The sequence below is a fragment of the Chryseobacterium sp. genome (genome assembly GCF_008014695.1).
Classification (GTDB): domain Bacteria; phylum Bacteroidota; class Bacteroidia; order Flavobacteriales; family Weeksellaceae; genus Kaistella.
The window spans coordinates 462,893-477,376 of record NZ_VOXE01000002.1 but is presented as its reverse complement, the minus strand read 5'-3'; the positions used below and the strand labels follow the sequence as shown (position 1 = coordinate 477,376).

Annotated in this window: 17 protein-coding genes; 13 read left to right on the top strand and 4 right to left on the bottom strand. The window is 41.0% G+C overall.

Annotated features, from left to right (window positions below; all coding sequences use genetic code 11):
• Window position 1 precedes the first annotated feature (1 nt).
• Window positions 2–838, bottom strand: a complete 837-nt coding sequence (gene folP / locus FUA25_RS06695) for a dihydropteroate synthase (protein WP_228411663.1) — start codon at window positions 836–838, stop codon at window positions 2–4.
• Window positions 839–916: 78 nt separating this feature from the next.
• Here folP and FUA25_RS06690 point away from each other — a divergent pair, with 78 nt between their 5' ends.
• Genes FUA25_RS06690 through tpiA form a run of 4 tightly spaced genes read left to right on the top strand, consistent with a single transcriptional unit; the run spans window position 917 to window position 3,753 of the window.
• On the top strand, window positions 917–1,480 hold the full coding sequence (locus FUA25_RS06690) for a DUF1599 domain-containing protein (protein ID WP_147756128.1): 564 nt from the start codon (window positions 917–919) through the stop codon (window positions 1,478–1,480).
• A gap of 4 nt (window positions 1,481–1,484) precedes the next feature.
• Window positions 1,485–2,573, top strand: coding sequence for a BT_3928 family protein (locus FUA25_RS06685; protein WP_147756127.1), 1,089 nt, complete (start codon window positions 1,485–1,487; stop codon window positions 2,571–2,573).
• A 22-nt stretch (window positions 2,574–2,595) separates the two neighbouring features.
• Window positions 2,596–2,967 (top strand): TerB family tellurite resistance protein, encoded by a 372-nt coding sequence (locus FUA25_RS06680; protein ID WP_147756126.1) that lies wholly within the window; start codon window positions 2,596–2,598, stop codon window positions 2,965–2,967.
• A 21-nt stretch (window positions 2,968–2,988) separates the two neighbouring features.
• Entirely contained in the window at window positions 2,989–3,753 is a 765-nt protein-coding gene (gene tpiA, locus FUA25_RS06675; RefSeq protein WP_147756125.1) for a triose-phosphate isomerase, read from the top strand.
• A 64-nt stretch (window positions 3,754–3,817) separates the two neighbouring features.
• Here the strand turns inward: tpiA and clpP are convergent, their stop codons facing one another.
• Together clpP and dnaG are read right to left on the bottom strand one after the other, a co-directional pair.
• The gene (gene clpP, locus FUA25_RS06670) at window positions 3,818–4,501 is read right to left on the bottom strand and encodes an ATP-dependent Clp endopeptidase proteolytic subunit ClpP (RefSeq protein ID WP_147756124.1); all 684 of its coding nucleotides are present in this window, start codon (window positions 4,499–4,501) and stop codon (window positions 3,818–3,820) included.
• Window positions 4,502–4,572: 71 nt separating this feature from the next.
• Window positions 4,573–6,498, bottom strand: a complete 1,926-nt coding sequence (dnaG, locus tag FUA25_RS06665; RefSeq protein ID WP_147756123.1) for a DNA primase — start codon at window positions 6,496–6,498, stop codon at window positions 4,573–4,575.
• Window positions 6,499–6,615: 117 nt separating this feature from the next.
• On the opposite strand from dnaG, the gene tsaE reads away from it, so the two are divergent.
• The 8 genes from tsaE to FUA25_RS06625 all read left to right on the top strand — a co-directional run bounded on the left by tsaE (window position 6,616) and on the right by FUA25_RS06625 (window position 12,571).
• On the top strand, window positions 6,616–7,023 hold the full coding sequence (gene tsaE, locus FUA25_RS06660) for a tRNA (adenosine(37)-N6)-threonylcarbamoyltransferase complex ATPase subunit type 1 TsaE (RefSeq protein WP_147756122.1): 408 nt from the start codon (window positions 6,616–6,618) through the stop codon (window positions 7,021–7,023).
• Between the two features lie 94 nt (window positions 7,024–7,117).
• Window positions 7,118–8,311 carry an alanine dehydrogenase gene (locus FUA25_RS06655; RefSeq protein WP_147756121.1) on the top strand — a complete coding sequence of 398 codons (1,194 nt, stop codon included), beginning with the start codon at window positions 7,118–7,120 and terminating at the stop codon, window positions 8,309–8,311.
• Entirely contained in the window at window positions 8,312–8,683 is a 372-nt protein-coding gene (locus FUA25_RS06650) for a hypothetical protein (protein WP_147756120.1), read from the top strand. It begins immediately after the preceding gene.
• A gap of 151 nt (window positions 8,684–8,834) precedes the next feature.
• On the top strand, window positions 8,835–9,464 hold the full coding sequence (locus FUA25_RS06645) for an NUDIX hydrolase (protein WP_147756119.1): 630 nt from the start codon (window positions 8,835–8,837) through the stop codon (window positions 9,462–9,464).
• A gap of 26 nt (window positions 9,465–9,490) precedes the next feature.
• A complete protein-coding gene (locus tag FUA25_RS06640; protein ID WP_147756118.1) occupies window positions 9,491–10,288 on the top strand; it encodes a lysophospholipid acyltransferase family protein in 798 nt (265 codons plus the stop codon).
• A gap of 12 nt (window positions 10,289–10,300) precedes the next feature.
• Window positions 10,301–10,744 (top strand): hypothetical protein, encoded by a 444-nt coding sequence (locus FUA25_RS06635; protein ID WP_147756117.1) that lies wholly within the window; start codon window positions 10,301–10,303, stop codon window positions 10,742–10,744.
• Between the two features lie 9 nt (window positions 10,745–10,753).
• Window positions 10,754–11,317, top strand: coding sequence for a hypothetical protein (locus tag FUA25_RS06630; RefSeq protein WP_147756116.1), 564 nt, complete (start codon window positions 10,754–10,756; stop codon window positions 11,315–11,317).
• Window positions 11,318–11,383: 66 nt separating this feature from the next.
• Complete coding sequence (locus tag FUA25_RS06625; protein ID WP_147756115.1) at window positions 11,384–12,571, top strand: homogentisate 1,2-dioxygenase; 1,188 nt, start codon at window positions 11,384–11,386, stop codon at window positions 12,569–12,571.
• A 57-nt stretch (window positions 12,572–12,628) separates the two neighbouring features.
• On the opposite strand, the gene FUA25_RS06620 is transcribed toward FUA25_RS06625, so the two are convergent.
• Window positions 12,629–12,919 carry a hypothetical protein gene (locus FUA25_RS06620; protein ID WP_147756114.1) on the bottom strand — a complete coding sequence of 97 codons (291 nt, stop codon included), beginning with the start codon at window positions 12,917–12,919 and terminating at the stop codon, window positions 12,629–12,631.
• A 187-nt stretch (window positions 12,920–13,106) separates the two neighbouring features.
• On the opposite strand from FUA25_RS06620, the gene FUA25_RS06615 reads away from it, so the two are divergent.
• Window positions 13,107–14,384 carry an acetyl-CoA hydrolase/transferase family protein gene (locus tag FUA25_RS06615; protein ID WP_147756113.1) on the top strand — a complete coding sequence of 426 codons (1,278 nt, stop codon included), beginning with the start codon at window positions 13,107–13,109 and terminating at the stop codon, window positions 14,382–14,384.
• The last annotated feature ends 100 nt before the right edge of the window (window positions 14,385–14,484 follow it).

Sequence of the window (14,484 nt, the reverse complement as noted above, 5' to 3'; positions counted from 1 at the left end):
TTTAAAGAACGTCCAACAGTTTCTGTGTTTCAGGCACATCATGAACCCGTAAAATTTTTGCACCTTTCTTAAGGAGTTTCAGGTGAAGTTTCTGTGTTTCTTCATTGATGTCGAAGGGCGATTTTCCAAGAGGTTTGTAGATAAACGACTTTCGTGAAATACCCGCCAGAACAGGGAATTTCCCAAAACCGATGAATTCAAACTCGTCAATGATCTGGTGCTGCTGCTCCACGGATTTACCGAATCCGAAACCCGGATCGAGGATAATATCCTTCACCCCGAAGCTCCTCAATTGCCGCACTTTTTCTGAAAAATACCGGTTAATGTTTAAAATAATATCCTCCTGAATCTGCTTTTCGTGCATGGAATCATAAGTCGGATTTATGTGCATCAGAATATACGGAAGTCCGATTTCACCAACGGTCTCAAACATTTTTTCATCGAACATTCCGCCCGAAATATCATTCACGAGATCAATTCCTTCATTAAATCCGAATTTTACGGTTGCCGCATAAAAAGTATCCAATGAAACCAGACTTTCGGGGAATTCTCTTTTGATGGAGGAAATCACACTGCCGATCCTTTTCATTTCTTCGTTTGCTGACAGCAGTTCCGCACCCGGACGCGTTGACTGGGCGCCGATGTCAATAATTTCTGCGCCGTCTTTCAGCATTTTTTCTGCGTGAAGAAGCGCTTTTTTTTCCTCGTTGAATTTTCCGCCGTCTGAAAATGAATCCGGCGTCAGATTCAGGATTCCCATAATTTTCGGGACCGATAAATCCACCAGTTTCCCACGGCAGTTGATTGTGGGTTGCCACTCCGTTGTGAAATAACTCATGCTGCAAAATTAAAAAACTAAATCCCAAGTCCTGCAACCTAAAACCTAATTTTGTATATTTGAAAAGTTTAAAGATTTATGCAGAAAACATCAGACCAGTTCGACGAAATTATCCGGAAATGCAGGGATTTGTTCAGTAAAAAGCTGAGTGATTATGGGGCGTCGTTCCGAGTGCTGAGAACATCTTCTTTAACCGACCAGATCTTTATTAAAGTGAAAAGCCTCAGGAATTTTCAGACCACCGGGATTTCAAAAGTCGGGGAATCGGAAGAGGAAAACTTTATGGCAATCGTCAACTACTCCATCATCGGACTGATTCAGCTTCAAAAAGGTTTCGCAGATGACTTTAAGCAGGACAGTGAAGAAATTCTTTCACTGTACGACAAGTTTGCAGCTGAGGCCAAAGAACTCATGAGCCGGAAGAACCATGATTACGGCGAAGCGTGGCGTGAGATGAGAATTTCTTCCATTACCGATCTGATTTATCAGAAAGTACTGAGGACAAAGCAGATTGAAGATAATGCCGGAGAAACCCTCGTCTCGGAAGGCATTGATGCCAATTATTTCGACATGCTCAATTATGCGGTATTCTGCCTTATTAAGTTTTCGGAAAACACAGATTTTAAACCCAAGTATATCTAAAATTATGCTCAAATCTATCTTACGGATCATCATCGCGCTTATTTTTATTGCATCTGGTTTTGTGAAAGCAGTAGATGCGGTTGGATTTTCATTCAAACTCGAAGAATATTTTTCACCTGCGGTTTTCAATATGCCGTTTCTTGAAAAAGCAGCACTTCCGGTTTCCATTTTTGTGGTAGCACTGGAACTGCTCCTCGGATTTATGCTGCTGCTGAAAATCCGGTTAAAATTTGCACTTACAGCGCTTATTGCTTTATGCGTATTCTTCGGTTTTCTCACCTTTTACTCCGCTTATTTTAACGTTGTTACCGACTGCGGGTGTTTCGGCGATGCCGTAAAATTCACGCCTTGGCAAAGTTTCGCTAAAGACATGATACTTCTTGCCGGCTTGCTGGTCCTGTGGTTTCTGTACCGTGATAAATTCCAGTTGTTGCAGCAGAAAAAACAGTCGAAGTATATTGCATTAACAGTATTTGTGGTGATAATGGGACTGATTATACTCCGCGGAATTCTGCACGAGCCTTTGATTGATTTCCGGGATTATAAAATCGGCACCGATCTGAATGCAGAAAAAGTGAAAATCGCTCAAAATCCTTCGGAATACAAGACATATTACTCCTTAAAAAACGAAAAAACCGGCGAAATACTGGTCGTGAATCAGGACGATTATGTCAATGAAAAAAAATACTGGGAAGAAGGCTCGCCGTGGAAGATTGAGAGTGATAAAAATGAATCAAAAATTGTTAAGCAGGGCTACGCGTCAGAAATCGCCAAATTCAAACCGGAAAGTGCGGACGGAACTGATCTGACTGAAGAAATCCTGAAAGCGCCAAAAGCGCTGCTGCTTTTCAGTTACGATCCGATTAATGCTGACAGTGGGATAATAGCAAGGACAGAAGCCAAACTAAGATCCCAGAAAGGAGCATTTGTTTTGGGAATTTCAACCAATCCAAATACTTTCAAAACCATCAGAAATGCCACGATGGACGGCACTGCGATTAAAACCATCGCCAGAAGCAATCCATTTGTACTGATGATGGAAAACGGAAAAATTACCGATAAAATATCAGCGGAAGATTATCTGAAACTATAATAAACTTTACAAAAATATATATATGCAAAAATCAAATAAATCAATTGCAGGATATCATCTATTAATGATCCTGTCGTCTGTTGACGGCGAATTTGCCCCTGCAGAGGGGCTGAAAGTCCAGGAATATCTTGCGGAAGAATTCCCTTTTAAAATCAACCTCGACAATGAGCTTGATGTGATTGCAACCTTACAGCCGGAACAGTGGAAAGACCATTTTGAGTTTCATGCAAGATGTTTCTTCGATGATTCCATCGAACAGGAAAGAACCGACTTCATTAAGTTTGCAAAATCACTGATTAAAGCGGATAATGAAGTAACTGAAAGTGAGCATCACTTTTACGAACTTTTGAAAAACCTTTGGAACCACAGCAATCACTCGCCGAAGCAGTCATAACCAAAAATTAATGAGTACAACATGAGAAAAAACATTGTCGCCGGGAACTGGAAAATGAACAAAAATGTGATTGAAGCACAGCAGCTGATGTTTCAGTTACTTGAATATAAAAAAAGTCATACTGCGAACTGCGAAGTGTGGATTGCCCCGCCTTCACTTTACCTGATGATGGCGAAAGATTTATATGAGCATGATGAAATCGGTGTTTTTGCACAGGACATGAGCGAATATGAAAGCGGTGCCTATACAGGTGAAATTTCCGCAGATATGCTTGAATCCATCGACGCAACCGGCGCAATTATCGGTCATTCAGAAAGAAGACAGTATCACGGTGAAACCGATGTGCACTGCAACAAAAAAGTGAAACTGGCTTTAGACAAAGGCTTAATTCCAATCTACTGCAACGGTGAGACACTGGAACAGCGAAAATCCGGACAACATCTGGAAGTGGTAAAAAATCAGACTGAAGTGGCACTTTTCACGCTTTCGGCAGAAGAAATCAAAAAAGTCGTCATCGCTTATGAACCGGTTTGGGCGATTGGAACCGGTGAAACGGCCTCTCCGGCACAGGCTCAGGAAATTCATGCGCACATCAGAAACTTAATTGCAGACAAATACGGAAAAGAAGTGGCTGACGAAATTTCGATCTTATACGGCGGTTCTGTAAAACCCGACAATGCAAAAGAAATCTTCTCTCAGCCGGACATCGACGGTGGGTTGATTGGTGGCGCTGCCTTGAAAATCGATGATTTTGCAAAAATTATTGAAGGATTCGATCAGAATTAAATTCTGTATATCCATAAAAAAAGAACGCGCCAAAATTGGCGCGTTCTTCAGTTAACCTAAAATTTTATTTGTCGGTTTTTCTTTCCAAAACTTCATCCACCATCCCGAATTCTTTCGCTTCGGTAGATGTCATCCAGTAATCCCGGTCTGATGCCTTTTCCACCCATTCATAAGTCTGTCCGGAGTGGTTGGCAATAATATCGTAAAGTTCTTTTTTCAGTTTCAGCATTTCTCTGAGGTTGATTTCCATGTCGGAAGCAACACCCTGTGAACCGCCTGAAGGCTGATGAATCATCACTCTTGAATGTTTAAGTGCCGAACGCTTTCCTTTTTCACCCGCAACAAGTAAAACTGCCCCCATTGAAGCGGCCATTCCTGTACATATTGTCGCTACATCCGGTTTGATGATCTGCATGGTATCATAAATTCCCAAACCTGCGTAAACGCTTCCGCCCGGAGAATTGATGTAGATCTGAATGTCTTTCGACGCATCTGAACTTTCCAGAAAAAGCAGCTGCGCTGTTACAATATTCGCCACCTGATCGTCGATTCCTGTTCCCAGGAAGATGATCCGGTCCATCATCAGACGCGAAAAAACGTCCATTTGTGCCACATTTAAGCGGCGTTCTTCCATGATATAAGGAGTTAAATTGGTAGGACCGTACATTCCCATATACTGGTCTGTTGCCAATCCGCTGTTTCCTAAGTGTTTTACAGAGAAATCCCTGAAATCTTTTTTAATATCCATTATGAGGTATTTTTATTTTTTATTGTTCAGGAAAGTCAAAATTCGTTCCCAATTCAAATTTAGACAAATTGTCACAAAATCCTGAATAATTTTTCGTCGATTGTATTTTTCAGCTGCATGAGCATAATGATTTTCCGGTAGGTATCATCGTTATCGGCTTCTGCAGAAAGCTGCGCTTTCATGTCGTTGATGAGTTTCACGACATATTCCCTTTTGTGACGGAAAAGCACATCCTCTACAATTTTCGGGACCAGTTCTTCCTCCTTGCTGAAAAAGATCTGATGCTTTTCCCAATTGCTGGTTTCATAAGGGTTAACAAAAGAATCCGCAACTTTAAGTGAAATCTCCTCGTCCATAAAAGTCAGGAAAAAATTTCCTGCGCGGAGTTCCTGTTGATTAATTCCCTCCTTTATTTCATTAATAATTTTTTGGTTTAGTGGCGACTGGATTTCACACTGATCCTCCTCAAGATGGCCGATGATTTCTTCAATAACCGTAATCTGGTATTCGTTGTTATCTTCGTCGGTGCGGTTCAGGATCTGGTCTCCGTATTTCAGCATAAGCTCCACCAGTTTCTCTTCCAAAACAAAAAGTGGGCTGACGGTTTCAAAAACTTCGGTTACTTTCTCAATTTTAGGCTGAATCTGCTTTTCCTGCCTTTGTTGAGGCGAAACCTGCTGTTTCTGAAGCTGCTTCTGAAGATTCAGTTCATTAAAAAGTGACTGTTCCGAAAGCCCAAACTTGTTTGAAACTTCCTTTAAATAAACTTCCTGCTTCAGTGCATTCTGTACAAAGGCAACCGACTTCACAATATCGCGGATGGCTTCCGCCTTTTTTATCGGGTCGGTTCCGGCTTCCTTCAGTAGAATTTCAGACTTGAAATCGATAAAATCCTTCGCCTCATTCTTGATGAAATTTTCCACATATTCCTGCGGGTGTTTTCTGGAAAAGGAATCGGGATCTTCACCATCAGGAAAAAGAAGAACTCTGATGTTCATCGAATCGGAAAGCAGCATATCAATGCTTCTGAAACTGGCTTTAATACCCGCAGCATCACCATCAAAAAGAATCGTTACATTTTCCGTCAGCCTTTTGATAAGCTTGATCTGCTCCACTGTTAAAGCCGTTCCGGAACTCGAAACGACATTTTCAATGCCGTTCTGGTGAAGTGCGATCACATCCATATACCCTTCCACCAGCAGGCAGAGATTGTTTCTGGAAATCGCCTGTTTGCTTTGGTTTAATCCGTAAAGAACATTGGATTTGTGATAAATCTCGGTTTCCGGGGAGTTGAGATATTTCGCGGTCTTGATGTTGTTATTGAGAATTCTGGCGCCAAAGCCCAAAACACGTCCGGAAAAACTGTGAATGGGAAAAATTACCCTTTCGCGGAAACGGTCAATTCCGTTTGGGGCATTTTCCGGAAAGATGGAGAGTCCTGATTTTTCAAGAATTTCTTTTGAATAGCCCTTTTCCAAAGCGAATTCGGTAAAAGCATTCCGGTGTTCGGGAGAATAACCGAGGTGGAATTTTTTGATGATATCGTCGCGAAGTTCCCTTTCCTTAAAATACGAATAACCGATTGCCCTTCCTTCTTCGGTTTCAAAAAGCTGGTGCTGGAAAAAATCGTTGGCAATTTCGTGGATTTTAAAAAGGATTTCTTTGTCGGTCTGTGACTGTTTTTCCTCTTCTGTGAGTTCCCGTTTGTCTTCTTCGATCTCGATTCCGTATTTTTTTGCGGCATGGCGAAGCGCTTCAGGATAAGTGAAATTCTCAATTTCCATGAGGAAAGAAATGGCGGTACCACCCTTTCCGGAAGAAAAATCTTTCCAGATCTGTTTGCTCGGCGAGACCACAAAACTTGCCGTTTTTTCCTCATGAAAAGGACTCAAGCCTTTAAAATTGGAACCTGCTCTTTTCAGTTGCACATATTCACCGATGATTTCCTCAACACGGATGGTGGAAAAAATTTTATCGATGGTGGCTTTAGAAATCATGGCGTAAAAATAGGAAATAAGTTTTTTTTAAATTCAGATTTACAAAATTACTTTTCGGCGCTCGCTTCGCTCGCGCCTCCCAAAATTTCTTTATTTTTGCCGGATATTTGAAACACTATGCAGTTCACGCTCAATAAAATAGAAGACTGGCAGAATGTGGTTGATGAAATCATGCCAAAACTTCACCACCCTATTCTTCTGCTGAAGGGCAATCTGGGAGCTGGAAAAACCACTTTTACACAGTTTTTTCTTAGATCGATGGGAAGCACAGATGAAGTTTCCTCTCCTACTTACGCCATTGTTAACGAATACCATACTCCGAAGGGAAATATTTTCCACTTTGACCTGTACCGGATGAAAAATATTGGCGAAGTGTATGATATCGGCATGGAAGAATATCTAGACAATGCTTTTCTCTGCATCATCGAATGGCCGGAAATTTACGAAGAGGAGTTGGAAGGGGTGCCGCATCACGAAATCAGAATCGAAAACGACGGCGAGGTGAGACTGGTTAATTTCAGGTAAATTTTTAATTTTTTAATTTAATGATTGTATCTTTGTACCCTTAAATCGATTTACAATTATCCGCCGGTAAATATCGGGATATCCATTATGAATAATGAGTAGTACAAATATTTTTACACCGTTTTCGGAACAGGAATTAATGCCGCAGGAAGAAAAACTGGAAGTGATCAGAAAAGGAAAACAGTTCAGTATTGGTGTTCCTAAGGAAACCTGCCTCAACGAAAGAAGAACCTGCCTTACACCCGACGCGGTACAGGTTCTGGTCGCCAACGGACATCAGATTATTGTGGAATCGGGCGCGGGAGAAGGATCGTTTTTTACCGATCTGCAGTATTCGGAATCGGGAGCAAAAATTACCGATGACCCGAAAGAAGCATTTCAGCAGGATTTGGTCTTAAAAGTAAATCCACCGACTACCGACGAAATTGAATTTTTAAAACCATGTACGTATCTGATTTCAGCATTGCAGATCAATTTGCGTGATCAGGAATATTTCAAAAAACTTTCCGAAAAAAAGATCAACGCCATTGCTTTCGAATTTATTGTTGATGAATACAAACAGCTTTCGCTCGTAAGACTTATCGGCGAGATTGCCGGAAACATCTCGATCCTTTATGCAGCAGAACTTCTGGCGCTTTCCAACGGACTGATGCTGGGCGGAATAACTGGAGTAAGACCAACTGAAGTAGTGGTTTTGGGAGCCGGAATTGTAGGTGAATTTGCGACAAAAGCAGCCTTGGGTTTAGGCGCAAGTGTAAAGGTTTTCGACAATTCACTTTCAAAACTGCGCAGGCTGCACATGATGGTGGACGGCAGAGTGCCTACTTCGATTATTGATCCGAAAGAACTTTCAAAAAGTTTAAAAAGAGCCGATGTCGTGATTGGGGCACTTTCAAAAATAAGCCTGACTCCTATTGTTACGGAAGAAATGGTATCGAAAATGAAAAAAGGCAGCGTGATTATAGATGTCACCATTGATAACGGAAAAGTTATTGAGACTTCCGAACTCACTGATATGGAAAATCCTTATGTGATTAAACACGGTGTTATTCATTGTGGTCTGCCGAATTTAACCTCAAAAATGCCGCGCACGACTACCAAAGCGATTTCCAATTTCTTCCTAAGTTACCTGTTAAACTACGACGAAGAAGGCGGTTTCGACAACATGCTGGTCCGTAAAAACGAAATGAAACAGACGCTTTATATGTATAAAGGCCGCCATACCAAGAAACTCATCTGCGACCGATTCAACCTTACTTATCACGACATCAACCTTTTAATATTTTAAATGAGAAAGTTTAAGTTTTTTCTCATCGGGCTTGTTCCCGGTTTGCTTCTTGTTTTTTTTATTCTGAACAAAAAAGGAGCGAGCTGCAGCGGTTATTTACCGAATTCAAGGGTGATCGCGGAAACTTTGTCGAAAGATTTCCAGTATTCTGAAAATTTCAAAAAGGAGATGGCGATCAACCGTATCAATGAAAAGTTCTTAAAAGACAGCATTATTACTCTGGGCAAAATCAATTTCGAAAAAAGCCATGCGCAGAATAAACCCTGCCCCGACTATATTTTAAGCTATCCGAAAGATCATCCGAAATGGGAAATCAATTTCGAAAAATGCGAAGAGCAGTCCATATTCAAAAGCATCAAGAAAATCAGGTAATATTAATTTGAGTACAACCATAACAAGCTCCCAAATATTCGGGAGTTTTTTTTCGTTCTCAAGCCAGTGCAAAATTTTCAGGCCCTGTATAGATCTGAAATTTTAACTTTCTTTAAAACACTTTCCATAAACCTTTTCTTAAATTTGTGCTATGGGAATTTTCGGAAAAGATTTACTTAAAAAAATACAGGAAGCCGAGCTTCAGGGCGAAGATGCACACTGCATTTTTTCGCCACCTTACCGCCCGCTTTATTCCTACGAGGAGATTTTAACCAGAGATCCGAAATTTGCGGCCGTAAATATTGTACTTTATCTGAAGCACAGCGAATGGTATTTTCCGCTCATCGTGAGAAGCACCAACGAACGCGACCGCCACAGCGGACAGATTTCACTTCCGGGCGGAAAAAAAGAAGAATCCGACAGCACTTTTGCAGACACCGCAAAGCGTGAAACTTCGGAAGAAATGGGGATCGAGGAACCTTATATCAGAATGATCCGCGAAATGTCGCCCATTTATATCCCGCCGAGTAATTTTTATGTCCGCCCTTTCATTTCCTACACCAAAAAAAATCCCGATTTTTTCCTTCAGGAAACCGAAGCCGTGGAACTCATTGAATTTCCGGTTTCTTCTTTGCTGAAACTTACGGAACAGCCCGAAATGATGGTTTTGCCAAGCTCACGCGGCGTGGAAGTGCCGGTCATCAACTTCAACGGATATCTGATTTGGGGCGCCACTTCCATGATTTTAAGCGAGTTCAGCCAGTTGCTTAAAAATTTGTAAATTTGCAGATTATGTTTAATTGAAAAATGGCGAAGAAAAACATTTTTACCGATGCATTCGGCAACCTTTATTTCCTGAAAAGGCTGATTATTTTTACGCTGGGAATGATTTCGTACCGAAGATTCAACGGGTTCAACAAGCTGAAAATTTCAGGAACGGAAAATCTTGTTGACCTGCCCGATTCCAACGTGCTTTTTGTCTCCAACCACCAAACCTATTTTGCGGATGTAGCCGCGATGTATCACGCATTTTGTGCAGTGAACAACGGTTACCTGAATTCGATAAAAAATCCGGTCTACCTGCTGAATCCTAAAGTTGATTTTTATTATGTAGCGGCAGAAGAAACCATGAATAAAGGATTTATGACCAAAATCTTTAAACTTGCGGGAGCAGTTACAGTAAAAAGAACCTGGCGTGCAGAAGGTTCAAATGTGAACAGAATGGTAGATCTTTCAGAAGTGGAAAATATCATGAAAGCACTCGACAACGGCTGGGTCATTACTTTTCCGCAGGGAACAACTTCAGCCTTCGCACAGGGCAGAAAAGGCACCGCAAAACTCATAAAAAACCAGAGACCCATCGTAATTCCAATTAAAATTAACGGTTTCCGTAGGGCTTTCGACAAAAAAGGACTGAGAGTTAAAGTTACGGGCGTTAAACCCACAATGGAATTCAAAAAACCGCTGGATATTGATTATGATCACGACGATTCCCAGACGATTTTAACAAAAATAATGGTTGCCATAGAACAAACCGAGGATTTTAACGTTTTACATGAATATGACGAGGAAAGAAAAGCCCAGAAAAACGAAGTGAAAATTTAAAAACGATAAAAAGTGAAGAATTTGTTTTTTGTTATTGCAGCCATCATCTTAACCGGTTGCAGTTCCCAGAAAAAATATACCGATTTCGACATCAGTTACTCCCGCAGTGGCGGTTTTGCTCCTATTTATGAAAATCTTCTGATCAAAGGGACCTATGCGCATTATTCCTTTGAAGGGCAGAACAAAAAAATCAAAAAAGATTTCAAAATTTCGGCTGAAGAACTGGAAGAGATCCAGAACGTGCTTTCAGCAAACAGCTTCAGGAAAATTGGCGAGGATTACAAAAAAGTGTACGACAATATTTCCACCACGATTAATGTGAAAAAAGGGGACAATTCCGGACTCAAGACCGATGCCTCTTTTATCCTTGAAAAAGACAGAAAAAAATGGGAAAATATCACAGGAGTATTTTGCCGTCTTATCGACAATAAGATTAATGATTCTTCCGAAAAATAAATATTCAGTATGAACTTAATTTCGGAAATTGCTGACTACTCCCAAAACAAAACCCGAGTCCTGATTTACGCTTCCAATCCTGCAGTTGCCCAACTCGTGCTTCAGGTGCTGGATTTTCATGGAAAAAATACCGATTTTTTTCTTCAGAATGGAATAAACGAAACCTTGGGAAATGATTTCGTGCTTTTGGAAACCTCCGACCTTCTCAAAGCAGCGGATTTCCGGCCCAATATTGTTTTGATGACAGAAGATTTTGGTGATCATGATCTTTCACCGCTTTTAAAGAATATTATACCTGGTGGTGTGCTGATTTATCCTGAAACTTCTGAAAATCAGGTGGAAAATGCAGAAAATTTCTTCCGCAAGCTTCCCTTTTCCAGAGCCAAATTTCAAAAAAACAGTCAGTCTTTTGTTTTGAATACGGATTTGGGTGCCCTTCCACTCCTTTCCGCCAATGAAAATTTAATTGAAAACATCAACGGCATCAAACTTCTCTGTCAGCAGTTCGGGGTGATGGAAGAGGAATTTTATGAACCGGTGATGAATTTCGTAGAGACTCCTTTATTTTTTTAAACCTTTCATCAGCTTTTTTCTAAGTCTGAAAATTTCATTAAATTTACGTACAACAAAAAGTAAAAAATGAGATACCACCAATCCGGAAAGATTCCGCAGAAAAGGCACACCATTTTCAAATCCGAAGATGATAAGTTTTATTACGAACAGCTTTTCGGTACCGAAGGTTTCCACGGAATTTCCTCGCTATTATATCATATTCACCGGCCAACTCAGATTAAATCCATCAGCGAGCCAAAAGATGTAACGCCCAAAATCGCAGTGGGCAAAAATGTAACGCCAAGAATGTTCAAAGGCATGAATGTGACCGCTGAAGACGATTTTCTTGACAGCCGGAAAATCCTTATGCTGAACAACGACCTGAAAATGGGACTCGCAAAACCGCGCAAATCCACAGAATATTTCTATAAAAACGCCGAATGCGACGAAATGCTTTTCGTTCATGAAGGCACCGGAACGCTGAAAACATTTGTCGGAAATCTTGAATTTTCGGTCGGGGATTACCTCATCATTCCGCGAGGAACGATTTACCAGATGGAATTCCATACCGAAAACAATGTTTTTCTGGTGGTTGAAAGCCACTCCCCGATTTACACCCCGAAACGCTATCGGAACGAATTCGGACAGCTGCTTGAACACTCGCCGTTCTGCGAACGCGATATTGTGATGCCCGTTTTTGTGGAACCGAAAAATGAAAAAGGGGAATTTCTCATTAAAGTGAAAAAAGAAGATCAGATCTGGGATTTCGTATACGCGACCCATCCTTTTGATGTTGTGGGTTGGGACGGATTTTTCTATCCATTTAAATTCAATATCAAGAATTTTGAACCGATTACGGGCCGCGTTCATCTTCCGCCACCTATTCATCAGACTTTCGAGGCACACAATTTTGTGGTCTGCTCTTTTGTAGCGAGAATGTACGATTATCATCCGCTCTCAATTCCGGCGCCTTATAACCATTCCAATATTGATTCAGACGAGGTTTTATTTTATACGGAGGGTGATTTCATGAGCAGAAACCATATCGATCTGATGGATTTTACGCTCCATCCGGGTGGCGTGGTTCACGGACCACATCCGGGAGCAATGGAAAGGAGCATCGGCAAAAAATTCACTGAAGAATACGCCGTGATGGTTGATCCTTTCAGACCCTTGAAATTAACCGAGGAAGCGATGAAGGTTGAAGACCCTACTTACAAAACTTCCTGGCTTGACACCGAAGATAATCATCTGGAAGACCGCTCTCAGGAATAAGCGACATAAAATAAAAGCTAACCCAAGGTTAGCTTTTTCGTTTTCAAATTTGATGTATTAATTTCCCGCAAACGGTGTTCCGAAAATTCCTACCGCCAGTTCTGCCCAAACCAAAAACAGAATTCCTAAAATCAGAACACTTAGAATTAACCTGTTTCTGGCAGATTTTACTTTTCTTAAAACCACATCAATTACGCCTGCAGTACCGAAAAGCAGTACTGCACCAATTAGAAAGTCTGAAGCCGTCCAATCGACTTCTTCTGTAAACTGCATTGCGATTAACGGAATGCTTAGTAAAACAGCTGCCGCCAAGAAAATTGCCACGCTTCTTTGATCTTGTGTTGTCATTGTATTCATTTTTTAAGTTACTTAATAATTAAAAGAACTTTGAATTACAAAGTAAAAACTTTTTTTATTCTCAGCCAAAATTTTTCTGTAATTATTTAGGGTAAACTGATTTTGCTCATTTCCTTTCCGGTTAAAATGGAGTAAATTTGAGTTCGATTCTAACCATAACAAAACTAAAATTATAAAAATGAGTTTATATGTAAGTCCTGAAGAAGCAGTATCGCTCATTAAAAGCGGTGACCGTATTTTTTCTCACGGAAGCGCCTGTACACCAAATCTTCTCATCGACGAACTCGCCAGACAGTCTTCCCGACTGACCGGCGTTGAATTCGTTTCCATTACACAGCAGGGAAATGTGGAAATTGCGAAATCGCAGTATAAAGAAAGCTTTTATATCAATTCGTTATTTGTCTCCACACCGGTGCGCGACGCAGTAAATTCGGAACGCGGAGATTTTGTGCCTGTATTTTTAAGCGAAATCCCTACCCTCTTTAAAAAAGGAATTCTACCGATCGATGTCGCGATGGTAACGGTGTCTCCTCCCGATATTCACGGGTACTGCACATTGGGAACTTCTGTAGATGTCGCCAGAAGTGCTGTTGATACTGCCAAAATCATTATTGCGCAGGTGAATCCCAGAATGCCGCGAACCCACGGTGACGGGATGATTCATTTTTCAAAAATCCACAAAATGGTTTGGCATGATGAGGAACTGTTGACAATAGATTACGGGTCAAAAGTAGGCGAAGAAGAACTCTTGATCGGGAAAAACGTGGCCGAACTTATTGATGACAGGTCTACTTTGCAGATGGGTATCGGAACCATTCCGGATGCGGTTTTGAAATGTCTTAGTAACCATAAAGATCTGGGTGTTCACACCGAAATGATCAGTGACGGCATTGTAGATTTGGTAGCGAGTGATGTCATCAATAATAAATTCAAAGGAACCCACTCGAACAGAACAATCACCAGTTTTGCGTTCGGTACCCGCAAATTATATGATTATATTGATGACAATCCGGCATTTTCGTTCATGGATGTGGAGCATGTGAATTATCCCATCAATATCATGAAAAACAAAAAAATGGTCGCGATCAATTCCGCTATCGAAATTGATTTGACAGGCCAGGTTTGCGCAGATTCCATCGGAACTTTTCAGTTCAGCGGAATTGGCGGACAAATGGACTTCATGCGTGGCGCAGCTCTTTCCGAAGGAGGAAAACCCATTATTGCTGTTTCTTCACGCACCAAAAAAGGGGTACCGAGAATCGTGCCTTTTCTGAAACAAGGCGCCGGAGTGGTAACTACAAGAGGCCACATTCATTATGTAGTCACCGAATTCGGGACTGCCTATCTTTACGGAAAAAGTTTAAAACAGAGAGCCAAAGCGCTCATCAATATTTCTCATCCCGATGACCGTGAAATGTTGGAAATAGCAACTTTTGAGCGGTTTAAAAGTTTTTAACTGAGATCCTTAATTCTGTTTCTTTCTATTGTTTTTTAAAATTTCATGAGCAAAATCTGCGCTTTTTGTTTTCAGGATACATTTTAGTCAGTCTTAAAAA

What these genes read in the sequence shown, in the direction of transcription:
- folP (WP_228411663.1), bottom strand. Translation starts at nt 838, where the DNA reads ATGAGTTATTTCACAACGGAGTGGCAACCCACAATCAACTGCCGTGGG.
- FUA25_RS06690 (WP_147756128.1), top strand. Translation starts at nt 917, where the DNA reads ATGCAGAAAACATCAGACCAGTTCGACGAAATTATCCGGAAATGCAGG.
- FUA25_RS06685 (WP_147756127.1), top strand. Translation starts at nt 1,485, where the DNA reads ATGCTCAAATCTATCTTACGGATCATCATCGCGCTTATTTTTATTGCA.
- FUA25_RS06680 (WP_147756126.1), top strand. Translation starts at nt 2,596, where the DNA reads ATGCAAAAATCAAATAAATCAATTGCAGGATATCATCTATTAATGATC.
- tpiA (WP_147756125.1), top strand. Translation starts at nt 2,989, where the DNA reads ATGAGAAAAAACATTGTCGCCGGGAACTGGAAAATGAACAAAAATGTG.
- clpP (WP_147756124.1), bottom strand. Translation starts at nt 4,501, where the DNA reads ATGGATATTAAAAAAGATTTCAGGGATTTCTCTGTAAAACACTTAGGA.
- dnaG (WP_147756123.1), bottom strand. Translation starts at nt 6,498, where the DNA reads ATGATTTCTAAAGCCACCATCGATAAAATTTTTTCCACCATCCGTGTT.
- tsaE (WP_147756122.1), top strand. Translation starts at nt 6,616, where the DNA reads ATGCAGTTCACGCTCAATAAAATAGAAGACTGGCAGAATGTGGTTGAT.
- FUA25_RS06655 (WP_147756121.1), top strand. Translation starts at nt 7,118, where the DNA reads ATGAGTAGTACAAATATTTTTACACCGTTTTCGGAACAGGAATTAATG.
- FUA25_RS06650 (WP_147756120.1), top strand. Translation starts at nt 8,312, where the DNA reads ATGAGAAAGTTTAAGTTTTTTCTCATCGGGCTTGTTCCCGGTTTGCTT.
- FUA25_RS06645 (WP_147756119.1), top strand. Translation starts at nt 8,835, where the DNA reads ATGGGAATTTTCGGAAAAGATTTACTTAAAAAAATACAGGAAGCCGAG.
- FUA25_RS06640 (WP_147756118.1), top strand. Translation starts at nt 9,491, where the DNA reads ATGGCGAAGAAAAACATTTTTACCGATGCATTCGGCAACCTTTATTTC.
- FUA25_RS06630 (WP_147756116.1), top strand. Translation starts at nt 10,754, where the DNA reads ATGAACTTAATTTCGGAAATTGCTGACTACTCCCAAAACAAAACCCGA.
- FUA25_RS06625 (WP_147756115.1), top strand. Translation starts at nt 11,384, where the DNA reads ATGAGATACCACCAATCCGGAAAGATTCCGCAGAAAAGGCACACCATT.
- FUA25_RS06620 (WP_147756114.1), bottom strand. Translation starts at nt 12,919, where the DNA reads ATGACAACACAAGATCAAAGAAGCGTGGCAATTTTCTTGGCGGCAGCT.
- FUA25_RS06615 (WP_147756113.1), top strand. Translation starts at nt 13,107, where the DNA reads ATGAGTTTATATGTAAGTCCTGAAGAAGCAGTATCGCTCATTAAAAGC.